17 protein-coding genes and 2 pseudogenes are annotated in these 14,038 nt (G+C 63.1%); 9 read left to right on the forward strand and 10 right to left on the reverse strand.

Annotated features, from left to right (window positions below; all coding sequences use genetic code 11):
• Positions 1-11: 11 nt before the first annotated feature.
• The 3 genes and pseudogenes from ACFQDL_RS20265 to ACFQDL_RS33015 form a co-directional block, all read right to left on the reverse strand.
• A complete protein-coding gene (locus ACFQDL_RS20265; protein ID WP_379910594.1) occupies positions 12-1,070 on the reverse strand; it encodes a PA0069 family radical SAM protein in 1,059 nt (352 codons plus the stop codon).
• A 300-nt stretch (positions 1,071-1,370) separates the two neighbouring features.
• Positions 1,371-1,559, reverse strand: a pseudogene (locus ACFQDL_RS20270) (hypothetical protein); the annotation flags it as partial.
• A gap of 52 nt (positions 1,560-1,611) precedes the next feature.
• A pseudogene (locus tag ACFQDL_RS33015) lies at positions 1,612-1,695 on the reverse strand (hypothetical protein); the annotation flags it as partial.
• Between the two features lie 195 nt (positions 1,696-1,890).
• Here ACFQDL_RS33015 and ACFQDL_RS20280 point away from each other — a divergent pair.
• Positions 1,891-2,361 carry a VOC family protein gene (locus ACFQDL_RS20280; protein ID WP_379910595.1) on the forward strand — a complete coding sequence of 157 codons (471 nt, stop codon included), beginning with the start codon at positions 1,891-1,893 and terminating at the stop codon, positions 2,359-2,361.
• Positions 2,362-2,391: 30 nt separating this feature from the next.
• Here the strand turns inward: ACFQDL_RS20280 and corA are convergent, their stop codons facing one another.
• The 3 genes from corA to ACFQDL_RS20295 all read right to left on the reverse strand — a co-directional run bounded on the left by corA (position 2,392) and on the right by ACFQDL_RS20295 (position 5,874).
• Positions 2,392-3,480 carry a magnesium/cobalt transporter CorA gene (gene corA / locus ACFQDL_RS20285; RefSeq protein WP_379910596.1) on the reverse strand — a complete coding sequence of 363 codons (1,089 nt, stop codon included), beginning with the start codon at positions 3,478-3,480 and terminating at the stop codon, positions 2,392-2,394.
• A 226-nt stretch (positions 3,481-3,706) separates the two neighbouring features.
• The gene (locus tag ACFQDL_RS20290; RefSeq protein ID WP_379910597.1) at positions 3,707-4,708 is read right to left on the reverse strand and encodes a phosphoenolpyruvate--protein phosphotransferase; all 1,002 of its coding nucleotides are present in this window, start codon (positions 4,706-4,708) and stop codon (positions 3,707-3,709) included.
• Positions 4,705-5,874 (reverse strand): phosphoenolpyruvate-utilizing N-terminal domain-containing protein, encoded by a 1,170-nt coding sequence (locus tag ACFQDL_RS20295; RefSeq protein ID WP_379910598.1) that lies wholly within the window; start codon positions 5,872-5,874, stop codon positions 4,705-4,707. The genes ACFQDL_RS20290 and ACFQDL_RS20295 overlap by 4 nt, the downstream gene beginning before the upstream one ends.
• Before the next feature lie 179 nt (positions 5,875-6,053).
• Between ACFQDL_RS20295 and ACFQDL_RS20300 the strand changes: the two genes are divergently transcribed.
• Positions 6,054-6,203 carry a hypothetical protein gene (locus tag ACFQDL_RS20300; protein WP_379910599.1) on the forward strand — a complete coding sequence of 50 codons (150 nt, stop codon included), beginning with the start codon at positions 6,054-6,056 and terminating at the stop codon, positions 6,201-6,203.
• A 184-nt stretch (positions 6,204-6,387) separates the two neighbouring features.
• Here the strand turns inward: ACFQDL_RS20300 and ACFQDL_RS20305 are convergent, their stop codons facing one another.
• The 4 genes from ACFQDL_RS20305 to ACFQDL_RS20320 all read right to left on the reverse strand — a co-directional run bounded on the left by ACFQDL_RS20305 (position 6,388) and on the right by ACFQDL_RS20320 (position 9,434).
• A complete protein-coding gene (locus ACFQDL_RS20305) occupies positions 6,388-6,723 on the reverse strand; it encodes a hypothetical protein (protein WP_379910600.1) in 336 nt (111 codons plus the stop codon).
• Positions 6,724-6,915: 192 nt separating this feature from the next.
• Positions 6,916-7,242, reverse strand: a complete 327-nt coding sequence (locus ACFQDL_RS20310; protein WP_379910601.1) for a hypothetical protein — start codon at positions 7,240-7,242, stop codon at positions 6,916-6,918.
• Positions 7,243-7,255: 13 nt separating this feature from the next.
• The gene (locus ACFQDL_RS20315; RefSeq protein WP_379910602.1) at positions 7,256-8,323 is read right to left on the reverse strand and encodes a metallophosphoesterase family protein; all 1,068 of its coding nucleotides are present in this window, start codon (positions 8,321-8,323) and stop codon (positions 7,256-7,258) included.
• Between the two features lie 88 nt (positions 8,324-8,411).
• Positions 8,412-9,434: a cytochrome-c peroxidase gene (locus ACFQDL_RS20320; RefSeq protein ID WP_379910604.1), complete on the reverse strand. Its 1,023-nt coding sequence runs from the start codon at positions 9,432-9,434 to the stop codon at positions 8,412-8,414.
• A 270-nt stretch (positions 9,435-9,704) separates the two neighbouring features.
• Here ACFQDL_RS20320 and ACFQDL_RS20325 point away from each other — a divergent pair, with 270 nt between their 5' ends.
• The 7 genes from ACFQDL_RS20325 (at position 9,705) to ACFQDL_RS20355 (ending at position 14,023) form a co-directional block, all read left to right on the forward strand.
• Positions 9,705-10,073, forward strand: coding sequence for an SPW repeat protein (locus ACFQDL_RS20325; RefSeq protein ID WP_379910605.1), 369 nt, complete (start codon positions 9,705-9,707; stop codon positions 10,071-10,073).
• A gap of 165 nt (positions 10,074-10,238) precedes the next feature.
• On the forward strand, positions 10,239-11,600 hold the full coding sequence (locus ACFQDL_RS20330; protein ID WP_379910606.1) for a sensor histidine kinase: 1,362 nt from the start codon (positions 10,239-10,241) through the stop codon (positions 11,598-11,600).
• The gene (locus ACFQDL_RS20335; RefSeq protein WP_379910607.1) at positions 11,564-12,004 is read left to right on the forward strand and encodes a response regulator; all 441 of its coding nucleotides are present in this window, start codon (positions 11,564-11,566) and stop codon (positions 12,002-12,004) included. Before ACFQDL_RS20330 ends, ACFQDL_RS20335 begins: the two co-directional genes overlap by 37 nt.
• Before the next feature lie 127 nt (positions 12,005-12,131).
• On the forward strand, positions 12,132-12,716 hold the full coding sequence (locus ACFQDL_RS20340) for a sigma 54-interacting transcriptional regulator (RefSeq protein WP_379913213.1): 585 nt from the start codon (positions 12,132-12,134) through the stop codon (positions 12,714-12,716).
• Positions 12,713-12,931, forward strand: a complete 219-nt coding sequence (locus ACFQDL_RS20345) for a helix-turn-helix domain-containing protein (RefSeq protein WP_379910608.1) — start codon at positions 12,713-12,715, stop codon at positions 12,929-12,931. The genes ACFQDL_RS20340 and ACFQDL_RS20345 overlap by 4 nt, the downstream gene beginning before the upstream one ends.
• Before the next feature lie 219 nt (positions 12,932-13,150).
• On the forward strand, positions 13,151-13,594 hold the full coding sequence (locus ACFQDL_RS20350) for an Hsp20/alpha crystallin family protein (protein ID WP_379910609.1): 444 nt from the start codon (positions 13,151-13,153) through the stop codon (positions 13,592-13,594).
• 33 nt (positions 13,595-13,627) lie between these two features.
• The gene (locus ACFQDL_RS20355; RefSeq protein WP_379910610.1) at positions 13,628-14,023 is read left to right on the forward strand and encodes an Hsp20/alpha crystallin family protein; all 396 of its coding nucleotides are present in this window, start codon (positions 13,628-13,630) and stop codon (positions 14,021-14,023) included.
• Positions 14,024-14,038 lie beyond the last annotated feature (15 nt).

Genomic DNA, 14,038 nt, shown 5'->3' on the forward strand with positions numbered 1-14,038 from the left:
TATCGCCGCACCTAAAGCAGCGACAGCTGATCCCCGGCCTGCGGCGGCACCTCGAACAGGTCGGTGCGCAGTTCGATACCGAGCCGGGGCTGCAGGCCATGGCGTTTGAGGGCGACGCGAAAGCGCTGGGCGATCATTTCGGCGAAGACGCCTTCGCCGCGCATGCGGTTGCCGAAACGGCTGTCGTTCTCGCGACCGTTGCGGCTCTGGCGGATCAGGCTCATCACATGTTCGGCCCGCTCCGGGTAGTGGCAGTCGAGCCATTCGCGGAACAGGTCCTTTACCTCACGGGGCAGACGCAGGAAGACGAAGCCCGCCGAGCGGGCACCGGCCGCGGCACTGGCTTCGAGGATGGACTCCAGTTCGCGGTCGTTGATCATCGGAATCAGCGGCGCGACCAGCACGCCGACCGGCACCCCGGCGGCGGAGAGTTGGTGGATCGCATCGAGGCGGGTGCGCGGGCCTGCAGCGCGCGGCTCCAGGGTGCGCTTCAGTTCCGGGTCCAGGGTGGTCATGCTGATCATCACCGAGCAGAGCTGCTGCTGCGCCATCTCCGCGAGGATGTCGAGGTCGCGGGTGATCAGTGCGCCCTTGGTGATGATCGAAAACGGATGGCGGAAGCGGACCAGTACTTCGAGCAGCTCGCGGGTGATGCGCCGCTGCTGCTCCAGCGGCTGGTAGGGATCTGTGTTGGCGCCGAGGGTGATCGGCCTGCAGCGATAGTGCTTCGCACGCAGCTCCTGCTCCAGCCGCTCGGCCGCGCCTTCCTTGCAGATGATATGGGTCTCGAAATCGAGCCCCGGCGACAGATCCCAGTAGGCATGGCTCGGACGGGCGAAACAGTAGATGCAGCCGTGCTCGCAGCCGCGATAGGGATTGATCGACTGCTCGAAGGGGACGTCCGGCGACTGGTTGCGGCTGATGATCGTCTTCGGCCGCTCCTCTATCTGGACGGTGGCGATGCGCGCCGGCACCTCGCCGTCGTCGACGGGCTCGAGGTCGCTGCGGGTCGGCGCGAAACGGTTGGCCGGATTGGAGAGGGCGCCGCGGCCCTTGAGCGGTTTCGACATCCCGGTACCCCTGGAATTAAGTACTGTTTAAATATACAGTATAATTATGCATTGGGGCGAGCATCACTCTCAGGGCAATCGCACTACCTGACGACTGTGAGTGCCAGTCCGGGCGGGCGGTACCGTTTCCGGGCGACACGCTTTACGTCGTCCCTGACCGCTCGGCTGCCGCCCTCCCTGGCGGCAGACGGTCGCCCTGAAGCGGTACCCCCACCCCTCGACAGCGCGGTGCCAACCGACAGACGCACCGAACCCGGTTCGCTACCCGACAATGGCCAGGCATGCCGGCGGCGAGAACCCTCAGTGCACTCGCGGCGTCAGCTGCAGCACCGAGGCCCGGAAGGCGTCGTCATAGGCAGCACGCAGCCGCTTATTCTTGACCCCGGGTTTGGAGCCCCTGGCCTGGCGCAGGAGGTTCAGGGCGAAGCGCCGGATGAGGGCCGGATTCTGCGCTGCATGTCCGATTCTTGCCCTTGACGGGTCCTCTGCCTTCCCAGTCATCCATGCCGGAGAGTATTGCACAAAGGGCGATACTGAGGATGTCCGACAGCCCATGCAGCTTGTTTTGCGTGGTCCGGCGCGGATCGGGGAGGGATTCGAAGAAAGGCTTGGGGTTCGGCAGCATGGCAACGGTTTCTGCAAATGCCGGAATTAAGCAGTTTTCGTACCGGCACCGGGCTCTCCGAGGCTGATGTGGTCGACCCTGACGATCTTGTCATCGCCTCGTGATAGTGCGATTGCCCTAGCATCACTCTAATGATAGATATCGTGACTAAGCTGTGCTGTGCCCAGAGAGCAATCAACCAGAGGAGCGAGTGTCATGAGCGTTAAACCGATACCCGAAGGCTTTCACACGGCGACCCCTTATCTGGCGATCAAGGGGGCGGGGGAGGCGATCGATTTCTACAAGCGGGCCTTCGGCGCCACCGAGCGTTTTCGCATGAATACCCCGGACGGCGGCGTCGGCCACGCCGAGATCGTCATCGGCGACAGCTGTATCATGCTGGCTGACGAGTGCCCCGAATCCGGCTTCCAGAGCCCGGCGAGCCTGGGCGGCTCGAGTTTCGGGCTGCACCTCTACGTCGAGGACGTGGACGCGCGCTTCGAGCAGGCGGTGGCGGCCGGTGCGACGGTCCTGCGGCCGGTACAGGATCAGTTCTACGGCGACCGTCTCGGTGCCCTCAAGGATCCGTTCGGTCATGTCTGGTTCGTCTCGACCCACAAGGAGGATCTGACCGAAGCGCAGATTGCCGAGCGGGCCCGGGCGATATTCCAGCAGAGCGGAGACTGATCCGGCCGCGCCATTGCACAGGTGCGGTCGTCACCACCATCCCCGGCGCTTGAACTGGATCACCATGCCGAGGGCGATCAGGATCATCAGGCCCCAAATCAGAAAGTAGCCCCAGGACCATTCCAGTTCCGGCATGTGGCGGAAGTTCATGCCGTAGACGCCGACAATGAAGGTCAGCGGTATGAAGATGGTGGCGATCATTGTCAGCAGTTTCATCACCTCGTTGAGACGCTGGCTGACGGTCGACAGCGAGGTATCGTGGAGGCTCGCGAGAATATCGCGGTAGCCCTCGACCATCTCGATGGTCTGGACGATATGATCGTAAAGGTCGCGCATGTAGATACCGGTTTCCGGTGCGATCAGCGGCGAGTCGCTCTTGTCGAGAAAGCCGATCTCTTCGCGCAGCGGCCAGACCGCCTTTCGCACCCGGATAGCGTCGCGTTTGAGGCGGTGTATCTCCTGGATATGCGAGGTTTGCGGCGAGTCGAGGATCGCTTCGTCGAGGCTTTCGATATAGTCGCCGAACTGCTCCAGCGCGAGAAAATAGTGATCCACCACAGCATCGGCCAGGGCGTAACAGAGATAGTCGGGACCCTGTCCGCGGATGCGACCTTTTTTCAGCCGGATGCGTCTGCGCACCGCATCGAAAACGTCGCCCCCGTCCTCGAGAAAGGTCAGCACGAACCCCTGACCCAGGATCAGGCTGATATGCTCGATCTCTACGGCATTGCGCTCGGCATTGTAGCGCAGCATTTTCAGGGCGATGAACAGATAGTCGTCGTATTCCTCCACCTTGGGGCGCTGGGTGCTGTTGACGATATCCTCCAGCGTCAGCGGGTGCAGTTCGAAGACCGAGGCGATTTCGGTGATCAGGCCGACATCGTGCAGACCGCCGACATTGACCCAGGTAACGCTGTCGCTTGCGCGCAGCCGCCGGCAGTCGTCGGAGTTCACGTCGTTGTATTCGTCGAGCCGGGCCCGGGTGTAGTCCAGAATCTGAATCCGCGCCTGGTCGAGCTTGCGTTCGCCGACGAACACCGGCGTGCCGGGCGACAGGCCCGGCTGTGTCGTCCAGGTATCGGTCGCCGGCACCGGGTCGGACGGGGTGCTGATGGGCATGGCGGGGGCTCCTGTTCGGGTTCGAGTCCGGGGATTCCTGACTGTCTCCAAGTGAAGACCAAAGCATGGCGGCTGCGCCAGTCCCGGATTGAATTGTCTGCGGCCAGACCGGGCGCTCCTGTCGAGATGTCCGTGTGCCGTCACCGGGACCGGACCAGGACGCCGAGGCCGGCTTCTTCCAGGGCGCCATCGAGCAATTCCTGGACGTCGAATCCATCCTCCATGGTCAGCGCTTCATCGAGCAGTTCCTCGCCCGGCGCTGCGTGAAGCTGCGGATGACCCACTTGATGCGCGCCAGACTGGTCGGATTCATGCTCAGGGAGTCGGCGTCCATGCCCAGCAGCAGCAGCGCCGACGCCGGATCGCCGGCCATCTCGCCGCAGACACTGACGGGCGTGCGTTGCCGGTGTGCGCCTTCGATCACCTGGCGAACGGCATTGATCACGGCGGGGTGCAGGCTGTCGTACGGCGTCGCCACCTCGGCATTGTTGCGGTCGACGGCGAGCAGGTACTGGGTCAGGTCGTTGGTGCCGATCGAGAGGAAATCCACGCGCCGTGCCAGGGCTTCGGCCAGGTAGACCGCAGAGGGCACCTCGATCATCACGCCGACCCGCGCCTTTGCCGTCGCCACACCTTCTTCCAGCAGCTCGCGATGGGCGCGGGCCAGCAAGCCGAGGGCCTCGTCGACCTCGCCGACCTTGCTGATCATCGGAAACAGCAGCTGCAGGTTGTTCAGCCCCGCGTTGGCCCGCAGCAGGGCGCGCAGCTGCATCAGAAATATTTCCGGATGGTCCAGCGTAAAGCGGATGCCCCGGCACCCGAGCGACGGGTTTTCCTCCTCGACCGGGAGGTAGGACAGGATCTTGTCGCCGCCCACATCGAGGGTGCGCATCGTCACCGGTTTCGGCGCAAAGGCCTCCAGCACCCGGCGATAGAGCGGGTACTGCTCCTCCTCAACCGGCAGGGATTCGCGTATCAGGAAGGGAAACTCCGTGCGGAACAGGCCGATGCCCTCGCCGCCGCTGGCCTGGGCGAACGGAAGCTCGTCGACCAGGCCGATATTGACGTGCAGAGGTATGCGGACTGCGTCCCGCGTTATGGCCGGCAGCGCATGCAATGCCTGTAGTCGGGCGCTCAGATCCCGCTCATCGCCCAGGCGTTGCCGGTAGGCCCGGAGCACGCTGCGCGAGGGGCGAATATGGATGCGTCCCCGGTTGCCGTCGATCACGGCGGCGCGACCGTCGAGCCGCCCCAGGGCAGGGCGGCCAGGCTCGTGACCGCCGGGATGCCCATCGCCCGTGCCATCACGGCGGTATGGGACAGGGTCGAGCCATGCTGGCTGACGATGCCGCAGAGGCGATCGAAGGGCACGGCGGCAATATCGGTTATGCCCACCGTCTCGCCCATCAGGATGCAGTGTTTGGGGTATTGCCTCGGGGCAGGGCTGCGGGCTTGCATATGGGTCAGGACACGGTCGCCGAGATCGCGGATATCCTCTGCGCGGGCACGCAGATAATGGTCGTCCATGTTTTCGAAGACCCGGGCGTGGTCGGCAATGGTGTCGCGCCAGGCGCCGGGTGCCCAGTTGCCGGCCTGAATGCGCTGCAGGGTGTCGGCAGTCAGGCTGTCGCTTTCAAGCAGTTTGACGTAAACGTCGAACAGCGCGAGCTCGTCGTCGGGCAGCTCCCCCGCCAGTCGCGCGCTGATGGCGTTCAACTCCTCCCGGGTGGCGTTCAGCGCGCAGGCGAAAGCAGCCGCTTCGGCTTCGTTGTCCGGGACGCTGCGATTCGCAACGGAGGTCAGTCTGGGCTGTGGGTCGAGCAGTGCGATGGTACCGACCGCCACGCCCGGCGCCGCCTGAATGCCCTGAATATAGGTGCTGTCCGAAGCCCCGCCGTTCAGTTGCCTGAGGACGTTACCCAGGGCTGCCGCCTCGTGGATCACTTTCGCCAGCTGGGCCGCAAGGGTGACGAACAGTGCCACGTCCTCTTTATCGAACGGGCAGGGCGCGCTTTTCCAGGCGACCAGAACGCCCAGCACCCGATGGTAGTGGATGAGGGGAACGCCGAGCACCGCCGCGTAGCGTTCCTCCCCGGTATCGCCCGAGCAGAGGTAGCGGGGGTGACTGGCCGCATTGGCGAGGTTGATCAGTTCCCGGCGCTCGCCGACCCATCCCACGATGCCTTCGTCGAGACCCAGCCGTACATGGCCGATTGCACCGGCATTGAGCCCATCCGCGGCCATCAGGGTGTAGTGGTTCTCGTCGGCGAGATAGACGGCGCAGGCATCGATCGGTATGGCCTTCTTGACCAGGCGCACGATGAGCATGAGCGCCTCGTCGAGATCCCTGGCGGCCTGGACCTCCTTCAGGATACGCCGCAAGGTCACAAGCATTGGGTTCACCCCTGGGAACGAAATATCGACGGTGGAGGATTTTCGCGGTCAAGCGGCGTTTCGGGCCGGACCGATAGCAGGCTCCTGCTTCAAGTGTACTCCTGTGCCGGGTGTCTGTCGGATATATCGCAGATACCGCAAGCGGCTACGCTTTAGGGAGGTAAAGAGGAGCGGCCGTCGTGATTCCATCCATTGCATTATCGCTGTTGCTGATGGCGGGAGCCTGTGCCGCCGAAGTACAGCTGTACGAAGTGCCCTTGGGCGAGGGCTCGGCACCCCACGGCGTCATCCAGGGTCCGGCTGGTGCTGATCCGTACCCGGTAGGCTGACGGGAGGCGCCGGTTTGTCACTGGTGGATCCGGAGCTGATCCGTCGGTTGGTCTGAGGCTGAAAGCCGAAGCCCAACACCGGCTGATGATGCAGCTTCGCTGGCATTCGCTCATGCAATGCCAGGCTTCCCACCGTCCATGGCGGTTGCTGCGCTCTGCGGCATCCTACGGCGCTGGAAGCCGGTCAGCGGCGGTTGAAGGCCTGGAATTCCTTCTCGACTATCTGTTCCAACGCCTGGCTGCGGGTCGAATGTGACAGGTAGGCGAGGGTGTCGGAGCGGGTCGGTTCCAGCCGGTAGAAGCCGCCGTGGGTCGAAAGCTCCGGCAGGGCGCCCAGTATGCGGTAGCTCCCCATCGGCGTCAGCGCCAGGGTCTTGTTGCTGCCGTAGGCGAAGCCCACCAGCGGATGCTGGGTGGTCGAGGCGATCTCGCCATATTCCGGATCCCAGGTGTATTCGATGACCCAGAACTCCAGCGACGGGTTGGTGATGACTGCATAGCTGGAATCTATTCCGCTCATGGCCGGCTAATCCTCCTGATGTCCATTTTCTCGGTCCGGCGGTCGGACACCCGATGTCCGCATCATAACCCAGAATCGCGGCCGATGCCGAGGCTCCGTTCGGCAATCGCCGGCGACCCGTTCCGGCTCAATGCTTGCCGGGCGCCAGCGGTACGCCCTGGCGCTCCCGGTAGATGTAGGCCTGGATGGCATTCATCTCCGGGCTGTCGGCGGCCAGGGTTCGCCTTCGAGCGGGTTGCGCAGGCACCAGTTGATCATCTCCCAGATAGGTACGACCCGCCCCAGCTGTTTCTGGAACTTGGGGTAGGTTTCCGGGTGGGTGTTGGCGGCATTGGGGTGGCACTGGGCGCAGGCAACGCCGTTGGTGCCGAGGTCCGGACTGGTCCAGAGCTTGCGGCCCTCGTCTGCGACCTCGTCGAATTGCGCCTGCCAGCGGGCGACGTCCCCGGCGCTGAACTCGTCGGCCAGCGCCGGCTGGACGATGAGCAGGCCGGCGAAAAGGGCATGTCGTATATTCATGGTCTGGAATCCCTCAGTAGTGGGTCTGGGACGGGATGCGGGCATCGGTGCTCTGGTAGTCCCGGTCGACCGGGTGACCGCTTTGGTCGTCCCAGGCGACGGTGCGGTTCTGGTTGCTGTAAAGGTTGAAGCGCACATCGGCACGCCCCGAGTGCAGGTTCATGAACTGCCAGCCGGTGGCGTCGCGCTCGTCGAAGGGGTCGGCGCGGTTCATCGGCACCGTCAGGATCGGCACATGGCTGCCGGCCTGGGAATAGCTGTCCGGATAGGGCCAGGGCCAGGCGGTGGACATCACCGAGCTGAAGGCGATGTTGCCGATCTGGTTGTACTGGATCTGGTGCACGTGACCGTAGATGACGTTGGCACGGTCGAAGCGCGCCAGAAGTTGCTGTACCTCGTCGGCATCCTCGGTCCAGAAGTTCCAGCCTTTGTAGATCTTCTGGATCGGCGAATGGGAGAACACCACCACCGGCGTCTTACTGTCGAGCCCGGCCAGGTCCTGCTTCAGCCATTCGATCTGCTTCTGGCCGACCATGAAGGGCGAGCCGTTGGGGTTGTCGAGGCCGGCCATCTCGACCATGCGTCGCTCGGCCGACTCCCAGCGATCGAAGGTCCAGTCGTCGTAGGTGAGGATGCTGTTGAGCACCACGAAGTGCACGCCCTTGTGGTCGAAGCTGTACCAGTGGTCGCCGAACAACTCGCGCCAGTACTCGCCGAGGTCCAGGTAGTAGTCGTGCTCGCCCATCACCATGTAGACCTTGCCGTGGAGCGCGGCCAGCATTTCGGCGCCGTGGTCCAGTTCCGGCTTGTTTCCGAGCTGCGCCAGGTCGCCGCCGAAGACGATGAAGTCGGGCCGCGGTACCAGCAGGTTGGCCTCGGCAACGGCGCGCTTCAAGCCCTGGTCCCAGTTGCGCACGAAATCGTTGCCCTTGATCTGCTGGATATGGGAATCCGAAATATAGGCGAAGGTGAAATCCTGGCTGGACTCGGCGAAGGCGAGCCGTACCAGGCTGATCGGCAGCATGCCGGCAATCAGGGCGGTGGAACCGAGTTGCAGAAAGTGTCGTCTCGAGGAACTCATGATTGGGGCCTCCTTCAGTTGCCGGACTCGATGCCGGGGGAGGTCAGGGATTCCATGAAGCTGACCAGGTCGTCGATCTGTTCGTCGGTCAGATCGAGGGGGCGCATTGCACCGCTGAGAAAGGGCGTGATCGGCTTGTCCTCGGTCTCGGCGCCGCCGTTGTTGTAGTGCACGACCACATCGCGCAGGTTGTCGATACTGCCGTCGTGCATGTAGGGGCGGTCAGGTCGACGTTGCGCAGCGTCGGCGTCTTGAAGCCGCCGAGATCGCTGAGCTCGTCGCTGACGGCGAAGCGCCCGAGATGTGAAGTGTCCGCGTCCGACAGCACGGCGACGTCGACATCGATACCTTCGGCCTTGGCCTTGAGAAAGGCCTGGGCCAGCGGTGCGACCTTGTCACCCAGGTCGTTGACCCCGACGCCGATGTTGTGGAACTTGTGGTCGGTGAAGAGTGCATGGTCCTGCTCGATGGTATGGCAGGCGACACAGCGGCCCTGGTTCATGAAGACGTCGAAGCCGCGTTTCTGGGCCTCGGTCAGCGCCGACTCGTCGCCACCGAACCAGAAGCGGTCGAAGGGGCTGTCGCCGGCGATCCGGGTGCGCTCGAAGGCCGCGATGGCCCGCAGCACCTCGTCCATCGACACCTGGTCGCCGCTCTTGCCGAAGACTTCCTGGAAAGCCTGCCGGTAATCGTCATCGCCGGCGATGGTATCGAGAATCGGCTGGTGGTCCCTGAGCCCCATCTCCACCGGATTGACGAACGGATGGCGTGCCTGATCCTCGAGGCTCGGTGAGCGGCCGTCCCAGAACTGGGTCCTGTTGTAGGCGGCGTTGAGTACGGTCGGGGCGTTGCGGGTGCCGGTGAGGCCCTCGATGCCCTCCGAGACCTGCAACGGACTGTCGGTGAAGGCCTTCTTCGGGTCATGACAGGTGGAACAGCTCACCTCGCCGGTGGCGCTGAAACGGGTATCGGTAAAGAGCTTTTCGCCCAGGGCGATCTTGGCATCGCTCTGGGGGTTGTCCGCTGGAATCGGGACTTCGGGCAGTCCCAGCGGGGCGGCGGTACTGCCGAAAGCGATCAGCGCCAGCGGCAGGATCAGGTACTTTCTCATTATGGGGACCCTCCTCGTTGAAGAGGCACCAGACTGCTTCCTCCTGAACTGGGTACCGTTTACATAAGTAAAGACGAATTTAAGGCGGGTGCAAACGCGTACAGGCAGATTCCCCGGCCAAGACGCACAGTTTTAGCCTTAAATGAAACTTCGGCAATTTGTCATTATCTGATAAGTGGAGGAAGTTGATCTGATTGATGTTTTTGTTCAATGCAAACGGACTGTCTGAATGGCTCATAAGCAACCGGACGACCGGTTGGGAGGTGTACTATGAACATTGCGCAGTTCAGAGAACATTGGCGTGACTGGCTGATGCTGGTGCTGGGGGCCTGGCTCCTGGTGTCCCCCTGGCTCCTGGGCATCGCCGGTGCAGAATCCACTATGATCCTGTGGAATGCCGTGATCGTCGGCGTTGCGGTATTGGTGTTCGCCGTTGCTGTACTCAGGAAGACGCAGGTCTGGGAAGAGTGGGTACTGCTCGCACTGGGGGCCTGGCTCATCCTTTCCCCCTTCCTGCTGGGATATGCCGGCGTCACGACTGCTCTTTGGAACAGCGTGATCGTTGGGCTGCTGGTGGCAGCTGACTCGGTGTGGTCGCTTATTGTCATGCTGGGTCATGGCGGACGCAAGACGGTCTGACAGCGGGGCGTACATCCGCGCCAACAAGCGGGGGAAGGCTTTACGGAGCCTTCCCCTTTTATTCTTTAAGACATCACGCTTGCCTGTGAGAGCGACTGCCCATATTGGGTTTTCGGCGGCCGGGGACATAGACTTCGAGTATCCGATACGGGACTCCGGCGGCCAATGATCCGATCCAAATTCGCAATTACGCGACTCGTTCTGTTGCCCTATGGCACGCTATTGGCGCTCTACTTGCTGACGGTTGGGGGAGGCGGTACCTGGCTGTACTATCAGGTCCGCGCTGTCCAGACCGAACTGGTGGTCGATGAGGTTCTGACGGCGATCGAGCCCCTGGCCTCGGAGCTGCGCCAGGTTGATGCCATTGCCTTTGTGCGACAACGCGAGCCCAGGCTTATACGGGAGGTCGAGACACTCTTCAGGCGCATTCCCGCACTGCGCAATATTAGGATCCGCGGAGCCGATGGCGGTGTTCGTCTGGATAGTGGTAGCGATGGAAAGATCCTCATCCGGACGACATCACCGCTGCCAGCCGATACCGGATCGATAGAGAGCTTTTCGTCAATGGCGCGGCGCCTGCATGCCGAGTCGAGCGCGCTGTTTCTCATTCCGTTTGACCTGTACGCGCAACCGGCCACCCAGATACGACTGGAGTTTACGTTCGACCGTATCATGATGCTGTCGAGAGTCAACGACGGCCTGACCAGGATTCGTCATGCGGTCATGGGCTTTGGTCTTGCCGGAGCGCTGGGCATCCTGCTCGCGCTGGGGATTACGCTCAGGGCCATGCACATGACCCGCAGACTGGAGGAGCATTTCCAGGAGATTTACCAGCGAGCCGCCCTGACCGGGATGGCGGCCCAACTGGTGCACAGCCTGCGCAATCCGCTGGCCGCACTGCGTGCCAACGTCAAGGCTTTGCTGGTGTCGCCGGCGCAGACCGCCGAGATCGTCGAGGAGCTTGACCATGATATTGTCAGCCTGAACGACCGGCTGACCGCTTTTCTGAAGCTGACGAGGCGACATGACGAACCTTTCGAGCCGGTGGATCTGCGCGAGCTGGCGGAAGAGGCGGCGCGCCTGGCGGAACCGGCCCTGGCCGAAAGGGGCCTCGCGACAGAGCTCGATATTCCATCGGGGCTTTCCCGCCCCGAGGTGCAGAGGACTGCCATTTGCGATGCGCTGGTCAACCTGTTGCACAATGCGGCCGAGAGCGGACAGTTGCAGGGCAAGGTCCGGATCAGGGCTCGGCAACAGGGCGAGGTGCTGAAAGTCCTGGTGGAGGACTCGGGGCGGGGCATCCCTGCGGATCAGCTGAGGCATATCTTCGATGCCTTTTACACCACCCGGGCTGACGGCAACGGCCTGGGGCTGGCCATCGTGCAGCGGATCCTGGCCGCCCATGGCGGACGCGTGGCGGCTGAAAGCCGCAAAGAAGGTGGTGCCAGAATCGTGCTGACATTGCCATTACGGCAACAGGAGACCCCCTCGTGGTGGAACAGACTGAAAAAGAGCTTCCCGACCTGAGCGGCCTTTCGCTGCTGGTGGTGGATGATGACCCGGGTATCGTCCGGGGATTCATTCGGGTGCTGGCGGGACTCGGGGCCGAAGTGTCCGGGGTCGGTTCCCTGCGAGAGGCCCGGGCCTCGCTCGACGAGGCATTGCCGGACGCGTTGCTCGTCGACCTGCAGCTCAAGGACGGTAACGGTCTTGCGCTGCTGCCGGATTATCTTGGCCGCCGACCCGACGGCGCTTTTTACATGGTGACCGGTCACGGCAGTATCGACAATGCCGTGGCGGCGCTGCGCCAGGGGCACGGAACTATTTCGAGAAGCCGGTCGACCCGATCGCGCTTGCATCTCAGCTGGAGGCGGACCTCGCGGGCCGCCGGCACCGCGACAGCCTGGCACGGACGCTCGAGCCGTATCTGATGTTCGAGGATCCGGCTATGACCGAAGCACTGAGCGACCTGCCGCTATTTGCCGGCAGTGACGAGCCGGCGCTGATCCAGGGGAGACCGGCACCGGCAAGGAGCTGGTCGCGCGAGCCCTGCATGGAATAGGGTCCCGCTCGCAGGGGCCCTTCGTGGCCGTCAACTGCGGCGCCATTCCCGAAAGCATGCTTGAGGCGGAACTGTTCGGATTCGAAAAAGGCGCCTTTACCGGTGCCGGCCGGCAGCATCGCGGGCGCTTCGAACAGGCTCACCGGGGCACCCTGCTGCTCGATGAAATCGGCGAAATGCCACTGGCGGCACAGGTCAGCCTGTTGCGGGTGCTGGAGGAAAAAGCGGTCAGCCGGATCGGTGGCGAACAGCCGGTTCCCGTCGATGTCCGCGTGATCGCCGCGACCCATCAGCCACTCGAAGAGCGGGTCGACGCAGGCCTGTTTCGCGAGGATCTGCTGTTTCGTCTCAACGTCCTGCTCGTCCGGCTTCCGCCGCTGCGCGACCGCCCCCGCGATATCGAACTGCTGGCCAGGCATTTTCTGGCCAGGAGTCGGCGCGACATGGGCGACAGGGCGGCACCGCCGCGCCTGAACGCCGGTGCCGTCGACTGGCTGCAGGCCTATCCCTGGCCCGGCAACGTGCGTGAGCTCCGCAATCTGATGGCGCGGCTGGCGGTACGCCTGGTGTCTGCGAAGTGAGTGCCAGCATGCTGGCGCCGCTGCTGTCCGAGCGCAAGGTCGACAGAGTCCGGCGCGACGACGGCATCCTGATCCCGCGGGGAACCAGCTTGGCCGATGCCGAATGGCTGCTGATCGATGCCGCCCTCCAGGACAGTGGCTACAACCGCTCCCGGGCAGCCAGGTTGCTCGGTATCGGCGAGCGCACCCTGCGGCGCAAGCTGAACAAATCCTGATCTCATCACGCCGCTGTCGGGGTCGCTGGTCCGCGTCCCGATGCGGCCAATCTGGCCGGTGTCGGACCGGCTGATGCGGCCGTTCTGACCGCTCTGGCCTGTGCCGGGGGCGGCCAGGCCCGAAAAATGGTCAGCGACAATCTGGTATGAAGGTTGCCTTATCTTAAGTGGAACATCGGAGACGGTGGTAACTTTCATCAAGCCAACAGGAGGTGTGACATGTTCGGCAATCTTGGTGTTTTCGATCGTGACCTCTTCGGCCAGATGGAGCGCATGCGCCGTGAGATGGAACAGTTGTTTGGGGACTGGCGCGGCGCCAGCGGCATACGTTCGGTGGCTGCCGGCAGTTTCCCGGCCATCAATATCGGCGGTTCGCCGGAGCAGGTCGATGTTTATGTCTTCGCGCCCGGCATCGATCCGAAGCAGTTGGATGTTTCGCTGCAGCAGAATCTGCTCACCCTGACGGGCGAACGTCCACTCAGCTATCCGGAATCGGTACAGTTCTATCGCCGGGAACGTTTCGACGGCAAGTTCCGGCGCGTCCTGTCGCTGCCCGAAGATGTGGATCCGGACAAGGTGACCGCGCACTATCGCGACGGTGTGCTGCATATCCAGGTCAAGCGGGCCGAGACGGTCAAACCGCGCCGTATCGAAGTGCAATAACGTCGTCTGAGTCGAGTATCGAGGAGGTGAATCATGGACACCAGCAAAGATATTCAAACCCGCCGGAAAAGCGAGTTGCAGTCGCAGGGCGAACAGGAGGTGTTTTTACGGCCCGCCGTGGATATCTACGAGGATGACAAGGGCATCACCCTGATAGCCGATCTGCCCGGGGTCTCCCGTGACCGCCTGAACCTGCAGCTGGAGGGCGAGACGCTGTCGATCGAGGGCGAGATGGTCGTCGAAATGCCCGAAGGCATGGAGGCCCTGTATGCCGACGTCAAAACGACCCGTTTCCGCCGCAGCTTTACGCTGAGCCGGGAACTGGAAAGCGATCAGATCCACGCCAGTATGAAAGACGGGGTCCTGACGCTGCAGCTGCCCAAGCGAGCCGAACTCCAGCCGCGCCGGATCGAGATCAGTGCGGCCTGATGGACGACTCCCCGA

The organism is Marinobacterium aestuariivivens (assembly GCF_042661465.1).
GTDB classification, from domain to species: Bacteria; Pseudomonadota; Gammaproteobacteria; order Pseudomonadales; family Balneatricaceae; genus Marinobacterium_A; species Marinobacterium_A aestuariivivens.

Coding starts and splice junctions, on each gene's coding strand:
- ACFQDL_RS20265 (WP_379910594.1), bottom strand. CDS start 1,070: ATGTCGAAACCGCTCAAGGGCCGCGGCGCCCTCTCCAATCCGGCCAAC.
- ACFQDL_RS20280 (WP_379910595.1), top strand. CDS start 1,891: ATGAGCGTTAAACCGATACCCGAAGGCTTTCACACGGCGACCCCTTAT.
- corA (WP_379910596.1), bottom strand. CDS start 3,480: ATGCCCATCAGCACCCCGTCCGACCCGGTGCCGGCGACCGATACCTGG.
- ACFQDL_RS20295 (WP_379910598.1), bottom strand. CDS start 5,874: ATGCTTGTGACCTTGCGGCGTATCCTGAAGGAGGTCCAGGCCGCCAGG.
- ACFQDL_RS20305 (WP_379910600.1), bottom strand. CDS start 6,723: ATGAGCGGAATAGATTCCAGCTATGCAGTCATCACCAACCCGTCGCTG.
- ACFQDL_RS20310 (WP_379910601.1), bottom strand. CDS start 7,242: ATGAATATACGACATGCCCTTTTCGCCGGCCTGCTCATCGTCCAGCCG.
- ACFQDL_RS20315 (WP_379910602.1), bottom strand. CDS start 8,323: ATGAGTTCCTCGAGACGACACTTTCTGCAACTCGGTTCCACCGCCCTG.
- ACFQDL_RS20320 (WP_379910604.1), bottom strand. CDS start 9,434: ATGAGAAAGTACCTGATCCTGCCGCTGGCGCTGATCGCTTTCGGCAGT.
- ACFQDL_RS20325 (WP_379910605.1), top strand. CDS start 9,705: ATGAACATTGCGCAGTTCAGAGAACATTGGCGTGACTGGCTGATGCTG.
- ACFQDL_RS20330 (WP_379910606.1), top strand. CDS start 10,239: ATGATCCGATCCAAATTCGCAATTACGCGACTCGTTCTGTTGCCCTAT.
- ACFQDL_RS20350 (WP_379910609.1), top strand. CDS start 13,151: ATGTTCGGCAATCTTGGTGTTTTCGATCGTGACCTCTTCGGCCAGATG.
- ACFQDL_RS20355 (WP_379910610.1), top strand. CDS start 13,628: ATGGACACCAGCAAAGATATTCAAACCCGCCGGAAAAGCGAGTTGCAG.